Consider the following 20793-nt stretch of genomic DNA (forward strand, 5'->3'; position numbering starts at 1 on the left):
TAGAGAGGACATGGTAGGAATGGATTTACGAGAACTACTAACACATTTACATGATTTTGTTCAGCTTCCTGAACAGAATATTGATATTACGTCAATTGAAATGGATTCAAGAGAAGTTAAGCCCGGAGCATTGTTCATTTGTATAGACGGCTATACGGTTGATGGTCATAGCTTTGCACAGATGGCTGTGGAAAAAGGGGCAGTAGCAATCTTAGCAGAAAAACCTGTGGATGTAGAAGTGCCCGTTGTACGCGTGAAGAGTACAAAGCGAGCAATGGCAGTGCTAGCGGATGCTTTCTACAACCAGCCCACACAAAAAATGCATTTAATTGGTGTAACGGGCACAAACGGAAAAACAACGATTACACATTTAATTGAGCATATCTTTAAATCACAACGTAAAAAGACGGGTCTAATTGGAACGATTGAAATTCGTATTGGTGATACGTCTTATGATGTGAAAAACACAACGCCTGAATCGCTGACTCTTCAAAAAACATTTAATCAAATGGTGGAGGAGAATGTAGAAGTAGCGATGATGGAAGTATCATCTCACGCGCTTGACTTAGGACGCGTACACGGGTGCGACTTTGACGTGGCGGTATTTAGTAACTTAACGCAAGATCACCTGGACTATCATCATACAATGGAAGATTATCGTCGTGCGAAAGGGTTGCTATTTGCACAGTTAGGAAACGCTTATAACCATAACCGTCCTAAATTTGCTGTTCTTAATGCTGATGATGCGGCAACCGAGGAATATATTAAAAACACGGCTGCTACAGTGATTACGTATGGTATTGACCGTGACAGTGATATTCGTGCAACAAATATTCAAATTACAAACAGCGGCACAACGTTCGACTTGACAACACCGACAGAAACGGTTCGCGTAGAAATGAAGCTTATTGGGAAATTCAGCGTCTACAACGTATTAGCGGCTACAGCTTCATGTTTAGTGTCAGGTATTCCTCTGTCAGTTATTGTCGAGGAAATAAAAGTGTTAGAAGGTGTGTCTGGGCGTTTTGAAGTGGTCGATGCGGAGCAAGATTTTACGGTTATCGTTGATTATGCTCACACGCCGGACAGCTTAGAGAACGTGTTAAAAACTGTAAAAGAATTCGCAAAACGCAATATATATGTTATTGTTGGTTGTGGCGGAGATCGAGATCGTACAAAACGACCAATCATGGCTCGGATTGCAGCTGAATACAGTACACAAGCTATTTTGACATCTGATAATCCACGAAGTGAAGATCCATTGGCTATTTTAAAAGATATGGAAGAAGGTTTGGGTACAGATAACTATGTGACGATTGCTGATCGGGCAGAAGCGATTCGCTATGCAGTGGAAGCAGCGCATGCAGATGATGTTATTGTCATTGCTGGAAAAGGGCACGAGACCTATCAAATTATTGGTAAAAAAGTATTTGATTTTGACGATCGAGAAGTAGCACGCAAAATGATTGAGGAGCGAAAGTAGTAATGAAATGGGTAGAGAACAAAATGAGTCGGAATGAGTTGGAAGTTAAGGAGGGGACATCGTGCTAGAACAATCAATTTTATTGACAATCGGCGTAGCCTTTTTGATTACGGTTGTATTGTCGCCGATTTTTATTCCCTTCTTAAGAAGATTAAAGTTTGGTCAAAGTATTCGTGATGAAGGCCCGAAATCTCACCAGAAAAAATCAGGTACACCTACAATGGGCGGTATCATGATTTTATTATCTATTATTGTGGCAACTCTTATTATGGTCAATCAATATGCAGAACTTACATATAAGACGTTTCTATTATTATTTGTCACAATTGGATTTGGTTTATTAGGATTTTTAGATGATTTTATAAAAGTAGTGTTAAAGCGTAACCTTGGATTAACATCTAAACAAAAGTTTTTAGGTCAGGTTGTCATTTCAATTATTTTTTACTTTATTGCAAGACAGTTTGAGTTTTCAACTGAAGTGACGATTCCAGGAATTAAAGACCCAATCGATTTAGGTTGGTTTTATGTTGTTTTCCTCATCATCTGGCTTGTTGGTTTTTCAAACGCGGTCAACTTAACGGATGGATTAGACGGACTTGTATCTGGTACAAGTGCGATTGCTTTTGGTGCATTTGCAGTTCTCGCATGGAATGCAGAGCAGTTTGAACTATCTATTTTCTCAGTTGCTGTAGTGGGAGCTGTGTTAGGATTTTTAGTTTTTAATGCCCATCCTGCAAAAGTATTTATGGGAGATACGGGTTCTTTAGCGCTAGGAGGAGCTATCGCTACGGTAGCAGTTTTAATGAAAATGGAATTCTTGCTTGTTATTATCGGTGGTGTGTTTGTCATTGAAACACTATCGGTTATTATTCAAGTCGCATCTTTCAAAACAACAGGAAAACGTGTGTTTAAAATGAGCCCGCTTCATCACCATTATGAGCTAAGCGGCTGGTCGGAATGGCGCGTAGTTATGACTTTTTGGGCTGTAGGACTATTATTTGCAATGCTTGGAATTTATATCGAGGTGTGGATTTAAATGAAATCAGTCAATACGTATCAAGGTAAACAAGTACTTATTTTAGGATTAGCCAAGAGCGGTTTAGCAGCCGCTCAGCTAGTTAAACAGCTTGGTGCTAAAGTAGTCGTTAATGATCAAAAACCTTACGAAGAGAACGCAGCAGCACAGGAATTAGAAAAAACGGGCATTGAAGTTGTCTGTGGACATCATCCGCTTGAGCTGTTAGACAAAGCGGATGTTATTGTAAAAAACCCTGGGATTCCGTATTCAAATGTTCTATTGCAAGAAGCATTAAAGCGAAATATTCCGATTTTAACAGAGGTAGAATTAGCTTATGAAATTAGCGAAGCTCCTTTTATCGGAATTACGGGAAGCAATGGGAAGACAACAACAACAACGCTAATTTATAAAATGTTAGAAGAAGACCAAAAACAGCCGTTGATTGCTGGAAATATTGGAACAGTAGCTTGTGAAGTGGCGCAAAAAGCAACAAAGGACAATGTCATTGTAACGGAGCTTTCTTCTTTTCAGCTGATGGGAATTGAAAAATTCCGTCCGAAAATCTCTTTATTATTGAATTTGTTTGATGCTCACTTAGACTATCATGGCACAAAAGAGGAATATATCAAAGCGAAAGCAAATCTCTTTAACAATCAAACAAGTGAAGACTTTGCCGTTATTAATGCGGATGATGAGCTAGTGATGAAAGCTAGTGCAGATATTAAAGCTACAAAAGTACCTTTTTCGGTTACAGCTCAGACGACAGAAGGAGCGTATATTAAAAACGAAACGATTTTCTTTAAAGATGAAGAAGTGATGTCGTTAAAAGATGTAGTGCTGCCAGGCAAACATAATCAAGAAAACATTTTAGCAGCTGTATCCGTTGTGAAGCTGTACGGCTGTTCGAATGAAGCTATCTACCGTGTGCTCACAACGTTTGCTGGTGTTAAACACCGCGTTCAATACGTCACGACAATTAATAAACGTAAGTTTTATAATGACTCTAAAGCTACGAATATGCTTGCTACAAAAGTGGCTCTTTCCGCTTTTTCGCAGCCGACGATTCTACTTGCAGGCGGACTCGATCGCGGCAATGAGTTTGATGATTTAAAAGAAGAGTTTAAAAATGTGAAAGCTGTTATTACGTTTGGTGAAACGGCTCCTAAAATTGAACGCGTAGCCAAAGAAGAGGGAATACAAATTGTAAAACGTGTCGATAATGTTAAACAAGCAGTTTCAGAAGCATATGCTTGTTCAGATGAAGAAGATGTTATTTTATTATCTCCTGCTTGTGCAAGCTGGGATCAATTTAAAACTTTTGAAGAACGTGGTGACATCTTTATTGAATCTGTGCATAAACTGAAATAAGGGCTTGTCTAAACACCTAGAAAATACACTAGCCCTAATCTATTTTTAGAGGTGTGTGACAGTGTCGACAAAAAGGTCTACCCCAGATTTTTTTCTCATAATCGTTACGCTTTCCTTGCTAACCATCGGCCTTATCATGGTATACAGCGCAAGTGCGGTATGGGCTACATACAAGTTTAATGATTCTTTTTTCTTTGCTAAACGCCAGCTCTTATTTGCAGGGCTTGGAGTATGCGCGATGTTTGTTATCATGAATATTGATTATTGGATGTGGCGTACGTGGGCAAAGCCAATTGTAATCATTTGCTTTGTTATGCTGGTACTTGTATTAATTCCGGGAGTAGGGCTAGTACGGAATGGGTCGCAAAGTTGGATAGGAGTTGGAGCGTTTTCGATTCAGCCTTCAGAATTTATGAAGTTTGCTATGATTATATTTTTAGCGAAATATTTATCAGAAAACCAGAAGAAAATTACATCCTTTAGAAAAGGAATGTTACCGGCGTTATTACTGGTTTTCTTACCGTTTGGCATTATTATGATGCAGCCGGATTTAGGAACTGGAACGGTGCTTGTTGGAACTTGTTTAGTCATGATTTTTGTTTCAGGAGCAAAAGTAAGTCACTTTGCAGGTCTTGGGTTGCTTGGCGTTGCCGGTTTTGTAGGGCTTGTTTTATCGGCTCCTTATCGGATTAAACGCATCACCTCATTTTTAAATCCTTGGGAAGATCCGCTTGGAAGCGGATTTCAAATCATTCAATCTCTTTATGCAATTGGGCCGGGGGGATTGCTTGGATTAGGGTTAGGGCAAAGTAGACAAAAGTTCTTTTATCTGCCGGAGCCTCAAACTGATTTTATTTTTGCTATTCTGGCAGAAGAGCTCGGTTTCATCGGCGGAACACTTGTTCTGCTTCTGTTTAGCTTATTGCTTTGGAGAGGAATTAAAGTAGCGCTCGGAGCACCTGATCTTTACGGAACGTTTTTAGCCTTAGGAATTATTTCAATGGTTGCGATTCAAGTTATGATTAATATAGGCGTGGTAACGGGTCTTATGCCTGTTACGGGAATTACGCTTCCATTTTTAAGTTACGGCGGATCGTCGCTGACGCTCATGCTGGCAGCAGTTGGAGTTTTGTTAAATGTTAGTAGATATTCTCGCTATTAATTGAAAAAAATTGTATAATGTCAAGTAGGCAATGGTCTACTGAAGTAAACCGTCATCTTAAATCCAAGTGCACGCCGGATTTTGTTGGCGGTTTATTTTCGATTTTTTACAGGTAGATGATATTTTTGTATGAAATGTTTTTAAAATGTAATGTTGTGATAACCAATTTTGAGCCCAACTATGGTATGATGTGTAAGGTTAAATGTTTTATCTTAGTGAGTAGGTGAACGTATGTGCACTTATGAGCGTAGCGTTTTTTTATGACTGTCAGCATGTGTTTAACTTCTAAATGAAAAACGATAAAAAAACAATCAAAATTACTTTATATAGCAGATGAACGTACATTCTATGGGTGAATGTCATACGATAAATAAAAATGATGAAATTGACAACAGAATAGAGTGCCTTCGTAGAAAAAATGTATCTTACAAGGTGCTGCTGCTTAGTTATGAATCTGTTCTTATTATTCTTATGCATTAGAAGTAAGGGCGCATTGACATGAAAGTTTTATAACAGCAAAGAGGGTTTTAGGAGGTTCTTATGGAAGCGTTAGTAAAAGAGTTAGTCGAAGCGAATATTGGAAAGGTTCGTGAAAATGAACCGCTAGCAAAACATACAACAATGAAAATTGGTGGTCCAGCAGATGTGCTTGTAGAACCTGATTCTGTTGATCACTTAAAAGTTACAATGGATATTATTAAAAAACATAGCGTGAAATGGAGAGCGATTGGTCGAGGATCTAATCTTCTTGTCTCTGATAAGGGAATTGAAGGCGTGGTCATTAAGCTTGGAGCCGGATTAGATGATTTAACAGTAGATGGAGAGACGGTTACTGTAGGTGGGGGATACCCTAGCATCAAGCTTGCAACAGTTATTACAAAACAAGGTCTGTCTGGACTGGAGTTTTCAAGTGGAATTCCTGGATCTGTGGGAGGCGCTGTTTATATGAATGCAGGTGCCCATGGTTCTGATATGTCTCATGTAGTCGAAAAAGCGCTGATTTTATTTGAAGATGGCACTCTTGAGTGGCTGACAAATGAAGAGCTTCAATTTTCGTATCGTCATTCAATTCTACAAAAAGACCGTCCTGGAGTATGTGTAGAAGCCGTGCTGCGTTTGAAAAAGGGAACGAAAGATGATATTGTGGCGGTCATGCAGAAAAATAAAGACTATCGCCGCGAAACACAGCCTTGGAATTTCCCTTGTGCGGGAAGTATTTTTAGAAATCCGCTTCCAAATTATGCGGGAGACTTAATTGAAAAGTCCAACTTAAAAGGTTTTTCAGTAGGCGGTGCGCAAATTAGTGAGCAGCATGCGAACTTCATTGTCAATACAGGAGATGCAACGGCTTCAGACGTGCTGAATTTAATTGCTCATGTTAAGAAAACAATTAAAGAGAGATTCGATATTGATATTCATACAGAAGTTGAAATTATCGGCCGCTAATTACTCAGCCCGTCGCTGTATGGTTATGCGTGAAAAGGTAGCTTTTATGTGTTTATTCTATGCTATAATGGGGATATTCTCATGAAGCAAAGATTGGAAATAAATAGATGGTAATTCTTCGTTTATTTTCTCAAATGGATAAGGGTGAAAAAAATGGAAAAAGGTAAGTTAATTGTTTTAGAAGATCGGGTACCGAAGTTGCAAGAACAGCGAAAGCAAAAAGCAAATAGACGGCTTATTTTGTATTTATCACTCTTTTTCATCCTTATTTTATTTATTGTATATTCTCAATCTTCTCTGAGTAATGTTTCTAACATTGAAGTACAAGGGAATAAACATGTAAGTGATAAGGATATTGTCAAAGCGAGTGGTCTGTCCAAAAAAACCAGCTACTGGAAAGCTGATGCTGATCAAATTCAAGAAAAAGTCGAAAAAAACCCTGAGGTAAAGGAAGCTGTCATTCACAAAACATTTCCTAATAAGGTCGTAATCGACGTAAAAGAGTACGCAAGAATTGCATATGTAACCTCGGGGAATAAATATTTCCCTGTGAATGAAAATGGGAAAGTTTTAAATGAAGTAAGTGCTAAGAAAGTGTCATCCGACGCTCCGCTGCTAATTGACTGGAAAGACGGAGACGCTATACAAAGCATGGTTCAAGAATTAGCTAAAACGCCTAAGAGCATAAAAGGGGCTATTTCTGAGATTTACTACGCGCCGACAAAATCAGAACCTCTTCACATCGAGGTGTTTATGAACGATACGCGTGAAGTAAGCGGGAAAATTAGCACCTTCTCTGATAAAATTGTTCATTACCCAGCTATTGCAAGTAAATTGAGTGAGGATCAAAAAGGTATTATTGATTTAGAAGAAGGATATGCATTTAAACCTTATAAAAAGAGCAAGCAGTAATTATTTTTTATAAGTGTTAATTAAAGGAAATAGATGAGTTGAGACTGGCAAACTAGCCCTCGTACATTGTATAATCACATGCAAGTATTCTGCATACATATGATTTTCTTCTCCGTTGCTGTGAAATGGAAATGTAATATTTGTTCTAGGTAAGTTTCGCTTTTCTCAGTGTACATCTTAGTGTAGACTTGTAGTTAAATAGCTTTTTTCAGTGAATTTTAGGCTTAAATCTAAAAAAAAGTCAAAACCAGAACGTTTTGTTCTTTGAAAGAGATAAAGTCTGTGAAAAACTTGAAAAAAATTGATTTTACAAAAGGGAAACAGATGTATTTGTGGAATATTTTCATATAATAAAAAATTAATATTGTTGTTCTTCTTAATTTATTAAGATGACATGTGCAGAAAGAAAAAGGAGGTGCCAAAGAATGAACAGCAATGAAATATACGTTAGTTTAGACATCGGTACATCCAGTGTGAAAGTAATCATCGGAGAGATGAGTAACGATTCATTGAATATCATTGGTGTAGGGAATGTTAAATCACACGGACTAAAAAAAGGTTCTATCGTTGATATAGATGCAACAGTTCAATCTATTAGAAAAGCAGTAGAACAAGCTGAACGAATGGTAGGTATTACAATTAAAAAGGTTGTAGTGGGCATAAGCGGAAATCATGTATTTTTACAGGATTGTCACGGAGTAGTAGCCGTGTCAAGCGAGAATCGTGAAATTACAAACGAAGATATTCATCGAGTAATTGATGCTGCTCAAGTCATGTCTATCCCGCCAGATCGTGAAATCATTGATGTTATTCCAAAGCAATTTATTGTAGATGGCTTAGAAGGTATTAATGATCCTAGAGGTATGATTGGGGTACGTTTAGAAATGGAAGGCACAATCATAACGGGATCTAGAACGGTTTTACATAACTTATTACGCTGTGTAGAAAGAGCTGGTTTAGAAATCAGTGATATTTGTTTACAGCCTCTAGCCGCTGGTTCAATTGCATTATCTCGTGATGAAAAAAACTTAGGTGTCGCACTGGTAGATATCGGTGGAGGTTCGACAACGGTTGCGATCTTTGACCAAGGACATTTGAAAGTAACAAATGTACTAGCTGTTGGCGGAGAGCACATTACCAAGGATTTATCGATTGGCCTTCGCACATCGACTGAAGATGCGGAAAATATTAAGATAAAGCATGGACATGCTTTCTACGATCATGCTTCTGAAGAAGAAGTATTTAGTGTACCGATCATTGGAAGCGATCAGCATCAGCAGTTTAATCAGCTCGAAATCTCTGATATTATTGAAGCTAGATTAGAAGAGATTTTAGATATGATTACGCAGGAGGTAAATCGCCTAGGATACAAAGATATTCCAGGAGGGTTTGTTTTAACAGGCGGAGTAGTAGCGATGCCTGGTATTCTTGAGCTAGCTCAAGTAATTTTAAAGAATAACGTGCGCATAGCAGTGCCTGATTATATTGGAGTACGTGAGCCGCATTATACAACAGGCGTAGGATTAATAAAATTTGCATACAAAAATGCTAAAATACAAGGCCGGGAAATTGGAGCGCCAGTTGTGGAAGAAGAGCCGATTGAGCAAGAAATGATCAAACCTAGCCCGAAACCACAGCAGCCGCAACAATCAGCTGAGCAGCCGAAAAAGAAAAATGACCAAAATTTAATGAAGAAGTTTTTTGGATACTTCTTTGATTAACGTTACGGATTGGTAATTTCGAAGAATTAGGAGGAACTATCATGTTGGAGTTTGATACAAGTGTAGACCAATTAGCGACGATTAAAGTAATCGGTGTCGGAGGCGGCGGTAACAACGCGGTTAACCGAATGATTGAACATGGCGTCCAAGGTGTAGAATTTATTGCAGTTAATACAGATGCACAGGCATTAAATTTATCAAAAGCTGAAACAAAAATGCAAATCGGCGCTAAATTAACAAGAGGATTAGGTGCAGGTGCTAATCCAGAAGTTGGTAAAAAAGCAGCTGAAGAAAGTAAGGAACAAATCCAAGAAGCACTAAAAGGTGCAGACATGGTTTTCGTAACAGCTGGTATGGGTGGAGGAACTGGAACTGGTGCAGCTCCAGTCATTGCCCAAATTGCTCGTGAGCTCGGAGCACTAACGGTAGGTGTTGTTACTCGTCCGTTTACGTTTGAAGGTCGTAAGCGTTCTACTCAAGCAGCAGGCGGCATTGCGTCAATGAAAGAAGCAGTGGATACGCTGATTGTTATCCCAAATGATCGCTTATTAGAAATCGTTGATAAAAACACGCCAATGCTAGAAGCGTTCCGTGAAGCGGATAACGTATTACGACAAGGTGTGCAAGGTATTTCAGATTTAATCGCAGTTCCTGGATTAATTAACTTAGACTTCGCTGACGTGAAAACAATTATGTCTAACAAAGGATCTGCCCTTATGGGTATCGGTATTGCTACTGGTGAAAACCGTGCTGCTGAAGCGGCTAAAAAAGCTATTTCAAGTCCACTTCTTGAAACATCTATCGATGGAGCTCAAGGTGTATTAATGAACATCACAGGCGGTACAAACCTAAGTCTTTACGAAGTACAAGAAGCTGCAGATATCGTTGCTTCGGCTTCTGACCAAGAAGTGAACATGATCTTTGGATCTGTTATTAATGAAAACCTAAAAGACGAGATTGTTGTTACAGTTATTGCAACTGGCTTTAGCGACCAAGATTTATCACAGCCAAAACCAGGTCGTCCTTCGCTATCGGCGAATCGCATGCAGCAATCGACACAGCAACCGGCTCCGCAGCCGAAGCGTGAAGTAAAGCGTGAAGAACCTGTACAGCAAGAATATACGCGTCCATCTCAGCCACAGTCTGAAGATGCGCTAGATATTCCAACATTCTTACGGAACCGTAATCGCAGACGCTAAGAAAATAAAAAACCAAGACCTCTGTTTTATACAGAGGTCTTTTTTTATGCAATGAATCTAGAAAACTCAAAAAGAATATAAAAAACATTCGACATGGTCAATATGATGCCTTCAAAGGGTTTGTGTTTTCTTTCTAAAAGTGGTGTGACAAATATCGAATGATTTCCTCAAAAATACTGCTTGTTTCTCGGCATGAACTGACAGACTTTCTAATAGGATGTACTATATACTAATTTTTAACAGAAAAATTCAGAAAGAATGGAGAGGTTATAAACATTGCCAATCTATTTAGATTTAATATGGATGCTGAATTTTGGGTTAGATACGATCTTACTAATGTTATGTGCTGTTGTACTTAAACGGAATTACAAGTGGTGGCGGCTTTTGCTTGGCGGATTTATCGGTTCATTGATTGTCCTTCTTATGTTTACGCCTTTTTCTCATCTTATGGTTCATCCTGCTATTAAAATTTTATTCTCTTTTTTTATGGTATTGATGACGTTTGGTTATAAGCGGCTGCGCTTTTTCTTTGAGAATTTATTAACGTTTTATTTTGCAACCTTTGTTGTTGGTGGAGGGTTAATGGGCGTTCACTTTTTATTTCAAGATCAGTTTCTTGTTCTTAATCAAATGGTTGATACAAAATCTCCACAGTTTGGTGATCCTATTAGCTGGATATTTGTTCTTATCGGTTTTCCGCTATTATCTTATTTTTCAAAAGCACGAGTTGATGATTTGCGAATGAAAAACATTACATTTGATCAGCTGGTAGATGTGGAAGTTATTTTAAACGAACAGACGCTGTCGATGAAAGGACTTATTGATAGTGGAAACCAGCTTGTAGATCCGCTGACGAAAACCCCGGTTATGATTGTTACAGCAGATTCTTTAAAAGAAATATTGCCTGAAGGCTTAATGGAATTAAGCAAAAATGTCCAATCCTTTTCACACAGCGAAGATATTGATCAAGAGTGGTATTCAAAAGTCCGCTTTGTCCCTTATCGAAGCGTGGGCCAAGCCAATCAGCTGCTGCTTGCTCTAAAGCCAGACATGGTAAGGCTGGTGCATCAGTCCAACACGATTGAAGTCACTAAAGTATTAGTAGGTATTAGTCATACAACGCTTTCAGTAGAGAAGCAATATGAATGTATTGTTCATCCGAAGCTTATTGTTATTGGCGAAGTAAGTTCCGCATCGTAAAAGGTGTGAACAAATAAAGGAGGATACAGAATGGCTACATATCGAATTCGATTTCAATTATGGTGGTACAAATTATTAATTAAACTTAAGCTGAAAACAGATGAAGTGTACTATATAGGAGGAAGTGAAGCTCTTCCACCGCCTTTAACAAAAGATGAAGAAGAAGTGCTCTTGAAAAAACTTCCATCAGGAGATGAAGCAGCACGTTCACTATTGATTGAGCGTAATTTGCGACTTGTTGTTTATATTGCCCGCAAGTTTGAAAATACGGGAATCAATATTGAAGATTTAATTAGCATCGGCACCATCGGTTTAATTAAAGCAGTAAACACATTTAATCCTGAAAAGAAAATTAAGCTAGCGACGTACGCCTCTCGCTGTATTGAAAATGAAATCTTAATGTATTTGCGCCGTAACAATAAAATTCGATCTGAAGTTTCATTTGATGAGCCGTTAAATATTGATTGGGATGGAAACGAACTGTTATTGTCTGACGTGATGGGAACCGAAGAAGATATCATCACAAAAGACCTAGAAGCGAATGTAGATCGAAAACTTTTGTTAAAAGCACTGCACCAATTAAATGATCGTGAAAAGCAAATTATGGAGCTGCGCTTTGGGCTAGCCGGCGGAGAAGAAAAAACGCAAAAAGATGTAGCTGATATGCTAGGCATTTCTCAGTCTTATATTTCAAGGCTTGAAAAACGAATTATTAAACGGCTGCGAAAAGAATTTAATAAAATGGTTTAAGTAAAATAGCTGATTGTATAAGGGCTGAGAAGCATCTTATGCAATCAGCTTTTTTAGCGTGGAATTGTCAGAATTGTAAAAGTGCATATTTTTTTCTTCGGAGGAGATACTGAATTCAGAACATCATCTCCTGTTAGGAGGGAAAGAGTTGACAAGAAATAAAGTAGAAATTTGTGGAGTAGATACTTCGAAACTTCCCGTATTAAAAAATGAAGAAATGCGAAAGTTGTTTAAACAAATGCAGGCTGGAGATGGAACAGCAAGAGAAAAGCTAGTAAGCGGAAATTTACGTCTCGTACTCAGCGTGATTCAACGTTTTAACAATCGTGGAGAATTTGTTGATGACTTATTTCAGGTTGGGTGTATTGGATTAATGAAATCCATTGACAATTTTGATTTAAGTCAAAACGTGAAGTTTTCTACATATGCTGTCCCAATGATTATAGGGGAAATTCGCCGCTATTTACGTGACAATAATCCAATCCGTGTTTCTCGTTCCCTTCGTGATATTGCTTATAAAGCTCTTCAAGTTCGTGAAAGGCTTATGAGTGAAACATCCAAGGAACCTACAGCTGAGGAAATTTCAAAGGTCCTAGAAGTGCCGCATGAAGAAATTGTGTTTGCTTTAGATGCTATCCAAGATCCGGTTTCTCTATTTGAACCTATTTACAATGATGGTGGAGACCCAATCTATGTTATGGATCAGCTAAGCGATGAACGCAACCGTGATTCAACTTGGATTGAAGAAATTGCTTTGCAAGAAGGTATGAGAAGATTGAACGAGCGAGAAAAACTCATTTTACGAAAGCGCTTCTTTCAAGGTAAAACACAGATGGAAGTTGCTGAAGAAATTGGTATTTCTCAAGCGCAGGTTTCTCGTTTAGAAAAAGCTGCTATTAAACAGATGAATAAAAATATTCAAAGTTAACAAAAGCTCTCTAGACTGGCAGCTGCTCACGTTCATATAATCAATACCATCCACTTTATTTGATGTTCAACTTAATAAGCATCGTGTCTATAAAAACAGACACGGTGCTTATTTTGTATGTATCAATGAATACATGGCCAAAAGATATTCATATCAAATTTCTTATTTCTGTAAGGAGTTCTAGCTGCTTGTTAAGAATGTTTCTTGATGAAAAGCTTTGTAATTAGTAAACAAAATCCCTATAGAAAGAGAGTGGCAGAGAAAAAATAAGCTTTTCCTTCATGAAATGAAAATTTGAAAATATATATAGGCTAAGGAATAAAGTTGGCTATAGGAGGAGAGCGCATGTTAAAGATTTCAGAATTTCAGCTGAAAGATGTAGTGAATGTAGCTGATGGCAAAAAACTTGGAAATGTAGGGGATATTGATATTGACTTAACAACGGGAAAAATACAGGCTGTCATTATCGGAGGCTCTCGTGTATTAGGCTTCTTTGGAAAAGATGATGAAATTGTGATTCCGTGGAAAAATATTGTGAAAATTGGTTCTGATGTCATTTTAGTACGTTATAAAGACGCATTTCAGCCTGAAGAGAATTAGTTTTTTGTCAACAGCACCTAGCAATCTGTGGTACAATATGTGAGAACAAATGAAACAAGGGATGTGTCACATACATGAATCCTGAGCCATTAAAAAAAAGCCATCACGAGTCGTTTATGTGGCTGAGCCCTTGGGTAGAAAAGAATGATATGCTTGTTGCTGGTTTCACCACAAAAAATGGTGGCGTGAGTAAACCTCCATTTGCTTCTTTTAACCTAGGGCTTCACGTAAACGATAACGTAGAAGATGTTATTACAAATAGAAAAATTTTAGCAGCCGAACTAGACATGTCTTTTGAAAGCTTTGTATGTGCTGAACAAGTACATGAAGCAACTGTTCAAAAAGTAACAAAAGCCGACTGTGCAAAAGGACTCTACAAGTATGAAGAGGGCATAAAAGCAGCGGATGGTATTTATACAAATGAATCTGATGTTTTGTTAGCTTTATGTTATGCAGATTGTGTTCCGCTGTACTTCTATGCGCCTGATCACCATTTAGTGGGTCTTGCTCATGCTGGGTGGAAGGGAACAGTAAAAGATATTGCAGGAAATATGATTCGACGTTGGGTAGAGCAAGAAAATGTTCCGGTTGAAGATATTTACGTGGCGATTGGCCCTTCAATTGAAGATTGCTGTTATGTTGTCGATAACCGCGTCATTACACAAGTAAACGAAGTAGTTGGCCAAAATGGATATCAAGAAGTAAGCCCTGGACAATACGCGCTTAATTTAAAAAAAGTCAATAAGCTGCTGATTCAAAACGCAGGCGTATTGCCGGAACAAATTTTAACATCGTCGTATTGTACAAGCTGTGAAGATGACCTGTTCTTCTCACATCGCCGCGACCAAGGGAAAACAGGACGCATGTTTAACTTCATAGGCTTTAAGGAGGAGTAATTACATAGTGACAGCTAGCGTAAGTGAAAATCTAGAAGCAGTTCAACAAACAATTGCTGAAGCGTGTAAAAAAGTTAATCGAAATCGAGAAGATGTAGAGCTGATTGCTGTAACAAAATACGTTTCCACAAAACGAGCAGCAGAAGCAGTGGATGCAGGCATTTTACATCTTGGAGAAAACAGAGATGAAGGTCTTCTAGAAAAGTATGAATCAATCGGTGAGAAAGCGACCTGGCATTTTATCGGAAGCTTACAAACAAGAAAAGTAAAAAATGTGATTGATAAAGTTGACTATATTCATTCACTAGACCGATTATCTTTAGCAAAAGAAATTGATAAACGTGCAGGACATCGTATAAAATGTTTTGTACAAGTTAATGTTGCCGAAGAACAATCAAAGCATGGCCTTGCTGTAGAAGAGGTAATTCCATTTATTCAATCTCTTGAAGAATTTACCAATATTCAAGTAGTTGGATTAATGACCATGGCTCCTCACACAGATGACGAGTCCTTGCTTCGCAGCTGTTTTCAAGGTCTAAAAAAATTGCAGAATCGTATACAAGAACTAAACCTCCCGTATGCACCTTGTACGGAGCTATCAATGGGAATGTCAAACGATTATGCAATTGCAATTGAAGAAGGAGCAACATTCATTCGACTAGGAACCACATTAGTTGGGAATGAACGTTAAGGAGGTGTAGTTCAAGATGAGTATGAAAAATCGCTTTAGAAGTTTTTTTGCTCTTGATGACGATACTGAATATGTAGAAGAACACTACGAACAAGAAGAGTCGGTAGAAGAGCCTGTACAGCAGTCGAGACCAGCGAAAGTTAGTCAGCAGCCAAATCAGCAGCAAAACGTGATTAGCTTGCAAAGCGTTCAAAAATCATCAAAAATGATGCTTTGCGAACCTCGCGTCTATGCCGAAGCACAAGAAATTACGGATCATTTAAAGAATCGTAAAGTCGTAGTTGTTAATTTGCAGCGCATTCAACGAGATCAAGCAGTAAGAATTGTCGACTTTTTAAGTGGTACAGTTTATGCTTTAGGCGGGGACATTCAAAAAATTGGAACCGACATCTTTTTATGTACACCTGATAATGTAGACGTAAGCGGAAGCATTTCAGATATGATGGGAGAACACGATACAACAAACGTAAAGAGGTGGTAGTTTTTGGACATCGTTTTTGGGATTCTTGGGCAATTGATTGGTCTTTACTCATGGGCACTGATTATTTACATTTTGATGTCTTGGGTACCCGATGTAAGGGCATCTAAGTTTGGTCAGTTGCTTGGCAGTATTTGTGAACCTTACTTAGAGCCTTTTCGTAAAATCATTCCGCCTATTGGCATGATTGATATCTCACCTCTTGTTGCAATCTTTTTACTACGATTTGCGCAAGCAGGTGTACGTTCACTTCACAGTATGGTTGGATTTATTTAAAAAGGAATCGCTGGATTCCTTTTTTACATACCAATAGTAGGAGTAATAATATGTCTATTTATGAACATTTTAGGCAAGAAGAACATGGATTTATTGACCAGGTTCTTCAATGGAAAGAAGATGTCCTACATCAATACAGCCCAAAATTAACGGATTTTTTAGATCCAAGAGAGCAGCAGGTTGTGACGGCTATTGTCGGGACTGAAGGAGAGGTTCAAGTTTCCTTTGATGGTGGACAACCGTTTGCTGAACGCAAGCGTGCGCTGCTATATCCGGATTACTATGTGCCTGAAAGCGAAGATTTTCAGTTGCATATGTACGAACTGAATTATCCTAAAAAGTTTGTGACGATTGAACATCCTCAAGTTCTTGGTTCGGCGATGTCTTTAGGACTGCGCCGTTCAAAATTTGGCGATATTTTGGTCGCGGGAGACGATATTCAGCTTGTAGCCGCGGAGGAAATTTCTTCTTATATTGAGATGAATTTAACATCAATTGGAAAAGCCAAAGTTTCACTTTCTTCTATTCAAAGAGAGCAGCTTCATGTGGTAAAAGAAGAGCTGATTGAACACGTTTATACAGTTTCTTCAATGAGGCTTGATGTTTTGCTGTCGACCATTCACAATTTATCAAGACAAAAAGTCCAGCCGTTTATTGCAAATGGAGCGGTAAAAGTAAATTTTAAAGTCATTGAACAGCCTTCTTTTGAATGTCATGAAGGTGATGTTTTGTCGCTTCGTGGTCACGGCAGAAGTCGTATTGTTTCACTTGAAGGCAAAACTAAAAAAGAAAAATGGCGAATTGTTGTAGGAAAGCAGAAATAAAGAAATCTACTAGCAGGAAATTTTAAAAATATGTCGAATAAACCATTACTAATAATGTAATGAGACAACACGGAGGTGGCCTAGATGCCTTTAACCCCTTTGGATATTCATAACAAAGAGTTTAATCGCGGATTTCGCGGATATGATGAAGATGAAGTAAATGAGTTTCTTGACCAAGTAATTAAAGACTATGAGCTGGTAATGCGTGATAAAAAGGAGTTAGAAGGAAGAGTATCTGAATTAACAGATCGTCTTGGACATTTTACTAACATCGAAGAAACGTTAAATAAATCAATTTTAATTGCTCAAGAAGCAGCGGAAGATGTGAAGCGAAACGCCGAAAAAGAAGCGAAGCTCATTATAAAAGAAGCAGAAAAAAATGCGGACCGTATTATTAATGAAGCACTGTCTAAGTCTCGTAAAATTGCGATGGACATTGAGGAGACGAAAAAGCAGTCTAAAGTATTTAGAACTCGTTTCAAAATGTTAATCGAAGCCCAGCTTGAAATGTTAAACAGCGACGATTGGGATCAGTTGATGGATTATGAGATGCCAGCGCTAGAAGAAAAAATTGACTAGTCAAGACATCATCTTGACTTCTCACGTTTTGTTGTCATATAATTTGGTAACAGATGAAATTTCATATCAAACAGTACGGAGACAGGGACAGTAGCTTTTTTAGTTTGTCAAAGCGAATCGAGGATGGTGCGAGCTCGATAACAAACAAAAAAGTGAAAATCACCCTAGAGTACCATTGCTGAACCGATGATAGTAAGCAGTGGCGATTTATTCACGTTACGAATGCAAAGAGGATTTGCGTGCAGCAAATCTACTAGGGTGGTACCGCGGGAGGCCTTCTCGTCCCTTTTTGGGATGAGGAGGTCTTTTTGTTATGGTGCAAAAAGATATGAAATTTACGTTTTTTTTGGAGGGTAAAACATGGAATATAAAGATACATTATTGATGCCAAAAACTGAATTTCCAATGCGTGGAAATTTACCGAACCGCGAGCCTAAAATGCAAGAACAGTGGGCTGAAATGAACATTTATGAAAAAGTACAAAAACGTACGGAAGGCCGTCCGCTATTCGTCCTGCATGATGGACCTCCATATGCGAATGGCGATATTCACATGGGACATGCCTTAAATAAAATTTTAAAAGATTTTATCGTTCGCTATAAGTCGATGTCAGGCTTCTGCGCACCTTATGTACCAGGCTGGGATACACACGGCTTGCCAATTGAAACAGCTTTAACAAAAAATAAAAAAGTAAACCGCAAAGAAATGACGGTAGCTGAGTTCCGTAAGCTTTGCGAACAGTATGCTTGGGAACAAGTAAACGGCCAGCGCGAACAGTTCAAGCGTTTAGGTGTACGCGGAGATTGGGATAATCCATATGTAACGCTTCAGCCACAGTACGAAGCGCAGCAAATCAAAGTATTTGGCGATATGGCGAAAAAAGGCTATATCTACAAAGGATTAAAACCTGTGTACTGGTCCCCTTCAAGTGAATCTGCTTTAGCAGAAGCGGAAATTGAATACTATGACAAGCGTTCAGCTTCTATTTACGTAGCATTTAATGTGAAAGATGGTAAAGGTGTGCTTGAACAAGATGAAAAATTCATCATTTGGACGACAACACCGTGGACAATGCCAGCTAACCAAGGAATTGCTGTCAATCCTGAGCTTCAGTACAGCGTAGTTGAAGCAGATGGAGCAAAATATGTAGTAGCAACTGAACTTATTGAAACTGTTGCTAAAGAAATTGAATGGGCTGACTATAAGACACTTCGTACAGTAAAAGGTTCAGAACTTGAACGCGTGGTAGCTGAACATCCAATCTACAAGCGTGATTCTTTAGTTGTTCTTGGCGATCACGTAACAACTGATGCTGGTACTGGCTGTGTTCATACAGCACCGGGACACGGGGAAGACGACTTTATCGTTGGTCAAAAATACGGTTTGGAAGTTCTTTGTCCAGTTGATAGTAAGGGTCATATGACGAATGAAGCACCAGGATTTGAAGGATTATTCTATGATAAAGCGAATAAGCCGATTACAGACAAACTAGAAGAAGAAGGCGCGCTGTTAAAATTAAGTTTCATTACCCACTCATATCCACATGACTGGCGTACAAAGAAACCAACAATTTTCCGTGCAACAGCACAGTGGTTTGCGTCTATTAAAGATTTCCGTGAAGATTTATTAAAAGCAGTAGAAAAAACAGAATGGGTGCCTACTTGGGGTGAAACGAGACTTTATAACATGGTACGTGACCGCGGAGACTGGTGTATTTCCCGTCAACGTGCATGGGGCGTTCCGATTCCAGTATTTTATGCTGAAAATGATGAGCCAATCATTACGGACGAGACAATTGAACACGTATCAAATCTATTCAGAGAACATGGATCAAACGTATGGTTTGAGCGTGAAGCAAAAGACTTGCTTCCAGAAGGCTTTACTCATGAAGGAAGCCCAAATGGCCGTTTCACAAAAGAAACAGACATCATGGACGTATGGTTTGACTCTGGTTCTTCACATCAAGCTGTTCTTGAAGAGCGTGAAGACTTACAGCGTCCGGCTGATTTGTATTTAGAAGGTTCTGACCAATACCGCGGCTGGTTTAATTCAAGTCTTTCTACAAGTGTAGCTGTAACAGGTGAAGCACCTTATAAAGGCGTACTTAGCCACGGATTTGCTTTAGACGGTGAAGGTCGCAAAATGAGTAAGTCATTAGGAAATGTTGTAATTCCAGAAAAAGTAATGAAACAACTAGGTGCAGATATTTTACGTCTATGGGTAGCTTCTGTAGATTACCAAGCCGATGTTCGTGTATCTGATAACATTTTAAAACAAGTAGCAGAAGTATACCGTAAAATCCGCAACACGTTCCGTTTCTTACTAGGAAACCTAGCGGACTTTGATCCAACAACTGACGCTGTAGCTGTTGAAGACCTTCGTGAAGTAGACCGCTACATGCTTGTGAAACTGAACAAATTAATTGATAAAGTGAAGAAATCTTATGATTCATACGAATTCTCAAGCATTTATCACGCAGTGCATAATTTCTGTACAATTGATATGAGTTCATTCTACTTAGACTTTGCAAAAGATGTATTGTACATTGAAGCAGAAAATAATGTAGAGCGTCGCAGCATTCAAACGGTTCTTTATGAAACGTTATTGTCGTTAACGAAATTAGTGTCTCCAATTCTTTCTCATACAGCAGACGAAGTATGGGTTCACATTCCAAATGTAACGGAAGAAAGCGCGCAGCTAGTTGATATGCCAGAGGTTCAAGATATTGAAGGAGCAGATCAATTAGTAGAGAAATGGGATGCGTTCATGCAGCTTCGCGATGAAGTCTTAAAAGCGCTAGAACAAGCTCGTAATGAAAAAGTAATCGGTAAGTCTTTAGAAGCAAAATTAACGCTGTATCCAACACCAGATACGAAAGAGCTGTTAGCATCTATTTCTGAAAATGTAGGTCAACTCTTCATCGTTTCAGATCTTGAGGTAGCAGAAGGTGAAGCGCCTGCTGAAGCACAAAAATTCAGCTATGCTTCAATTGTTGTAAGTAAAGCAGAAGGTGAGAAGTGTGAGCGCTGCTGGGTAGTATCACCAACAGTTGGCGAAGACCAAGATCACCCAACTTTATGTACACGCTGTGCAGATGTTGTAAAAAATCACTACGTTCAGCAGTAATTAACAAAAGCACGTCCTTTTTGGGCGTGTTTTTTGCTGTACGAAATTCCCAAATACAATGGTATAAAGCATTTAAAGCCTTAGGAAAAACTTGTGTTGTAGATTCGATGGAAAACTCGGTAAACCTAACATCATT

19 protein-coding genes and 1 other annotated feature are annotated in these 20793 nt (G+C 38.6%); all 19 genes read left to right on the forward strand.

Translation table 11 applies throughout. The features are described from left to right. Window positions 1-19: 19 nt before the first annotated feature. The 19 genes from SB717_RS09050 to ileS all read left to right on the forward strand — a co-directional run bounded on the left by SB717_RS09050 (window position 20) and on the right by ileS (window position 20657). Window positions 20-1483, forward strand: coding sequence for a UDP-N-acetylmuramoyl-L-alanyl-D-glutamate--2,6-diaminopimelate ligase (locus tag SB717_RS09050; protein WP_074677357.1), 1464 nt, complete (start codon window positions 20-22; stop codon window positions 1481-1483). A 61-nt stretch (window positions 1484-1544) separates the two neighbouring features. After that, window positions 1545-2519 (forward strand): phospho-N-acetylmuramoyl-pentapeptide-transferase, encoded by a 975-nt coding sequence (gene mraY, locus SB717_RS09055; protein WP_013058961.1) that lies wholly within the window; start codon window positions 1545-1547, stop codon window positions 2517-2519. After that, window positions 2520-3869, forward strand: coding sequence for a UDP-N-acetylmuramoyl-L-alanine--D-glutamate ligase (murD, locus tag SB717_RS09060; RefSeq protein ID WP_098622907.1), 1350 nt, complete (start codon window positions 2520-2522; stop codon window positions 3867-3869). It abuts the gene before it with no gap. A 61-nt stretch (window positions 3870-3930) separates the two neighbouring features. Next, window positions 3931-5031: a stage V sporulation protein E gene (gene spoVE, locus SB717_RS09065; RefSeq protein ID WP_013058959.1), complete on the forward strand. Its 1101-nt coding sequence runs from the start codon at window positions 3931-3933 to the stop codon at window positions 5029-5031. Window positions 5032-5571: 540 nt separating this feature from the next. Beyond that, the gene (gene murB, locus SB717_RS09070) at window positions 5572-6477 is read left to right on the forward strand and encodes a UDP-N-acetylmuramate dehydrogenase (protein ID WP_410903596.1); all 906 of its coding nucleotides are present in this window, start codon (window positions 5572-5574) and stop codon (window positions 6475-6477) included. Window positions 6478-6630: 153 nt separating this feature from the next. Further along, window positions 6631-7389 carry a cell division protein FtsQ/DivIB gene (locus SB717_RS09075; protein ID WP_029714594.1) on the forward strand — a complete coding sequence of 253 codons (759 nt, stop codon included), beginning with the start codon at window positions 6631-6633 and terminating at the stop codon, window positions 7387-7389. A 425-nt stretch (window positions 7390-7814) separates the two neighbouring features. Beyond that, window positions 7815-9110 (forward strand): cell division protein FtsA, encoded by a 1296-nt coding sequence (gene ftsA, locus SB717_RS09080; RefSeq protein ID WP_013058956.1) that lies wholly within the window; start codon window positions 7815-7817, stop codon window positions 9108-9110. A 41-nt stretch (window positions 9111-9151) separates the two neighbouring features. Beyond that, complete coding sequence (gene ftsZ / locus SB717_RS09085) at window positions 9152-10309, forward strand: cell division protein FtsZ (RefSeq protein ID WP_013058955.1); 1158 nt, start codon at window positions 9152-9154, stop codon at window positions 10307-10309. Between the two features lie 276 nt (window positions 10310-10585). Next, complete coding sequence (spoIIGA, locus tag SB717_RS09090) at window positions 10586-11509, forward strand: sigma-E processing peptidase SpoIIGA (protein WP_013084851.1); 924 nt, start codon at window positions 10586-10588, stop codon at window positions 11507-11509. A gap of 30 nt (window positions 11510-11539) precedes the next feature. After that, entirely contained in the window at window positions 11540-12259 is a 720-nt protein-coding gene (gene sigE / locus SB717_RS09095) for an RNA polymerase sporulation sigma factor SigE (RefSeq protein ID WP_013058953.1), read from the forward strand. A 148-nt stretch (window positions 12260-12407) separates the two neighbouring features. After that, window positions 12408-13187: an RNA polymerase sporulation sigma factor SigG gene (sigG, locus tag SB717_RS09100; protein WP_013058952.1), complete on the forward strand. Its 780-nt coding sequence runs from the start codon at window positions 12408-12410 to the stop codon at window positions 13185-13187. 345 nt (window positions 13188-13532) lie between these two features. Next, a complete protein-coding gene (locus tag SB717_RS09105; RefSeq protein WP_013058951.1) occupies window positions 13533-13787 on the forward strand; it encodes a YlmC/YmxH family sporulation protein in 255 nt (84 codons plus the stop codon). A 74-nt stretch (window positions 13788-13861) separates the two neighbouring features. Further along, window positions 13862-14683 (forward strand): peptidoglycan editing factor PgeF, encoded by an 822-nt coding sequence (pgeF, locus tag SB717_RS09110; protein ID WP_029714596.1) that lies wholly within the window; start codon window positions 13862-13864, stop codon window positions 14681-14683. 7 nt (window positions 14684-14690) lie between these two features. Beyond that, window positions 14691-15374 (forward strand): YggS family pyridoxal phosphate-dependent enzyme, encoded by a 684-nt coding sequence (locus SB717_RS09115; protein ID WP_029714597.1) that lies wholly within the window; start codon window positions 14691-14693, stop codon window positions 15372-15374. 16 nt (window positions 15375-15390) lie between these two features. Beyond that, entirely contained in the window at window positions 15391-15855 is a 465-nt protein-coding gene (locus SB717_RS09120; RefSeq protein WP_029714598.1) for a cell division protein SepF, read from the forward strand. Between the two features lie 3 nt (window positions 15856-15858). Continuing rightward, window positions 15859-16128: a YggT family protein gene (locus SB717_RS09125; protein ID WP_014458382.1), complete on the forward strand. Its 270-nt coding sequence runs from the start codon at window positions 15859-15861 to the stop codon at window positions 16126-16128. Between the two features lie 50 nt (window positions 16129-16178). Beyond that, complete coding sequence (locus SB717_RS09130) at window positions 16179-16952, forward strand: YlmH family RNA-binding protein (RefSeq protein WP_410903597.1); 774 nt, start codon at window positions 16179-16181, stop codon at window positions 16950-16952. An 84-nt stretch (window positions 16953-17036) separates the two neighbouring features. Then, window positions 17037-17531: a DivIVA domain-containing protein gene (locus tag SB717_RS09135; protein ID WP_013058945.1), complete on the forward strand. Its 495-nt coding sequence runs from the start codon at window positions 17037-17039 to the stop codon at window positions 17529-17531. Between the two features lie 69 nt (window positions 17532-17600). After that, window positions 17601-17821, forward strand: a binding site (T-box leader). A 70-nt stretch (window positions 17822-17891) separates the two neighbouring features. Then, a complete protein-coding gene (gene ileS / locus SB717_RS09140; RefSeq protein WP_410903598.1) occupies window positions 17892-20657 on the forward strand; it encodes an isoleucine--tRNA ligase in 2766 nt (921 codons plus the stop codon). The last annotated feature ends 136 nt before the right edge of the window (window positions 20658-20793 follow it).

This window comes from Priestia sp. SIMBA_032, assembly GCF_046535215.1.
In the GTDB taxonomy this organism is placed as follows: Bacteria; Bacillota; Bacilli; order Bacillales; family Bacillaceae_H; genus Priestia; species Priestia aryabhattai.

Coding starts and splice junctions, on each gene's coding strand:
- SB717_RS09105 (WP_013058951.1), top strand. CDS start 13,533: ATGTTAAAGATTTCAGAATTTCAGCTGAAAGATGTAGTGAATGTAGCT.
- SB717_RS09135 (WP_013058945.1), top strand. CDS start 17,037: ATGCCTTTAACCCCTTTGGATATTCATAACAAAGAGTTTAATCGCGGA.
- SB717_RS09075 (WP_029714594.1), top strand. CDS start 6,631: ATGGAAAAAGGTAAGTTAATTGTTTTAGAAGATCGGGTACCGAAGTTG.
- SB717_RS09050 (WP_074677357.1), top strand. CDS start 20: ATGGATTTACGAGAACTACTAACACATTTACATGATTTTGTTCAGCTT.
- SB717_RS09120 (WP_029714598.1), top strand. CDS start 15,391: ATGAGTATGAAAAATCGCTTTAGAAGTTTTTTTGCTCTTGATGACGAT.
- murB (WP_410903596.1), top strand. CDS start 5,572: ATGGAAGCGTTAGTAAAAGAGTTAGTCGAAGCGAATATTGGAAAGGTT.
- ftsZ (WP_013058955.1), top strand. CDS start 9,152: ATGTTGGAGTTTGATACAAGTGTAGACCAATTAGCGACGATTAAAGTA.
- ileS (WP_410903598.1), top strand. CDS start 17,892: ATGGAATATAAAGATACATTATTGATGCCAAAAACTGAATTTCCAATG.
- murD (WP_098622907.1), top strand. CDS start 2,520: ATGAAATCAGTCAATACGTATCAAGGTAAACAAGTACTTATTTTAGGA.
- ftsA (WP_013058956.1), top strand. CDS start 7,815: ATGAACAGCAATGAAATATACGTTAGTTTAGACATCGGTACATCCAGT.
- sigE (WP_013058953.1), top strand. CDS start 11,540: ATGGCTACATATCGAATTCGATTTCAATTATGGTGGTACAAATTATTA.
- pgeF (WP_029714596.1), top strand. CDS start 13,862: ATGAATCCTGAGCCATTAAAAAAAAGCCATCACGAGTCGTTTATGTGG.
- SB717_RS09130 (WP_410903597.1), top strand. CDS start 16,179: ATGTCTATTTATGAACATTTTAGGCAAGAAGAACATGGATTTATTGAC.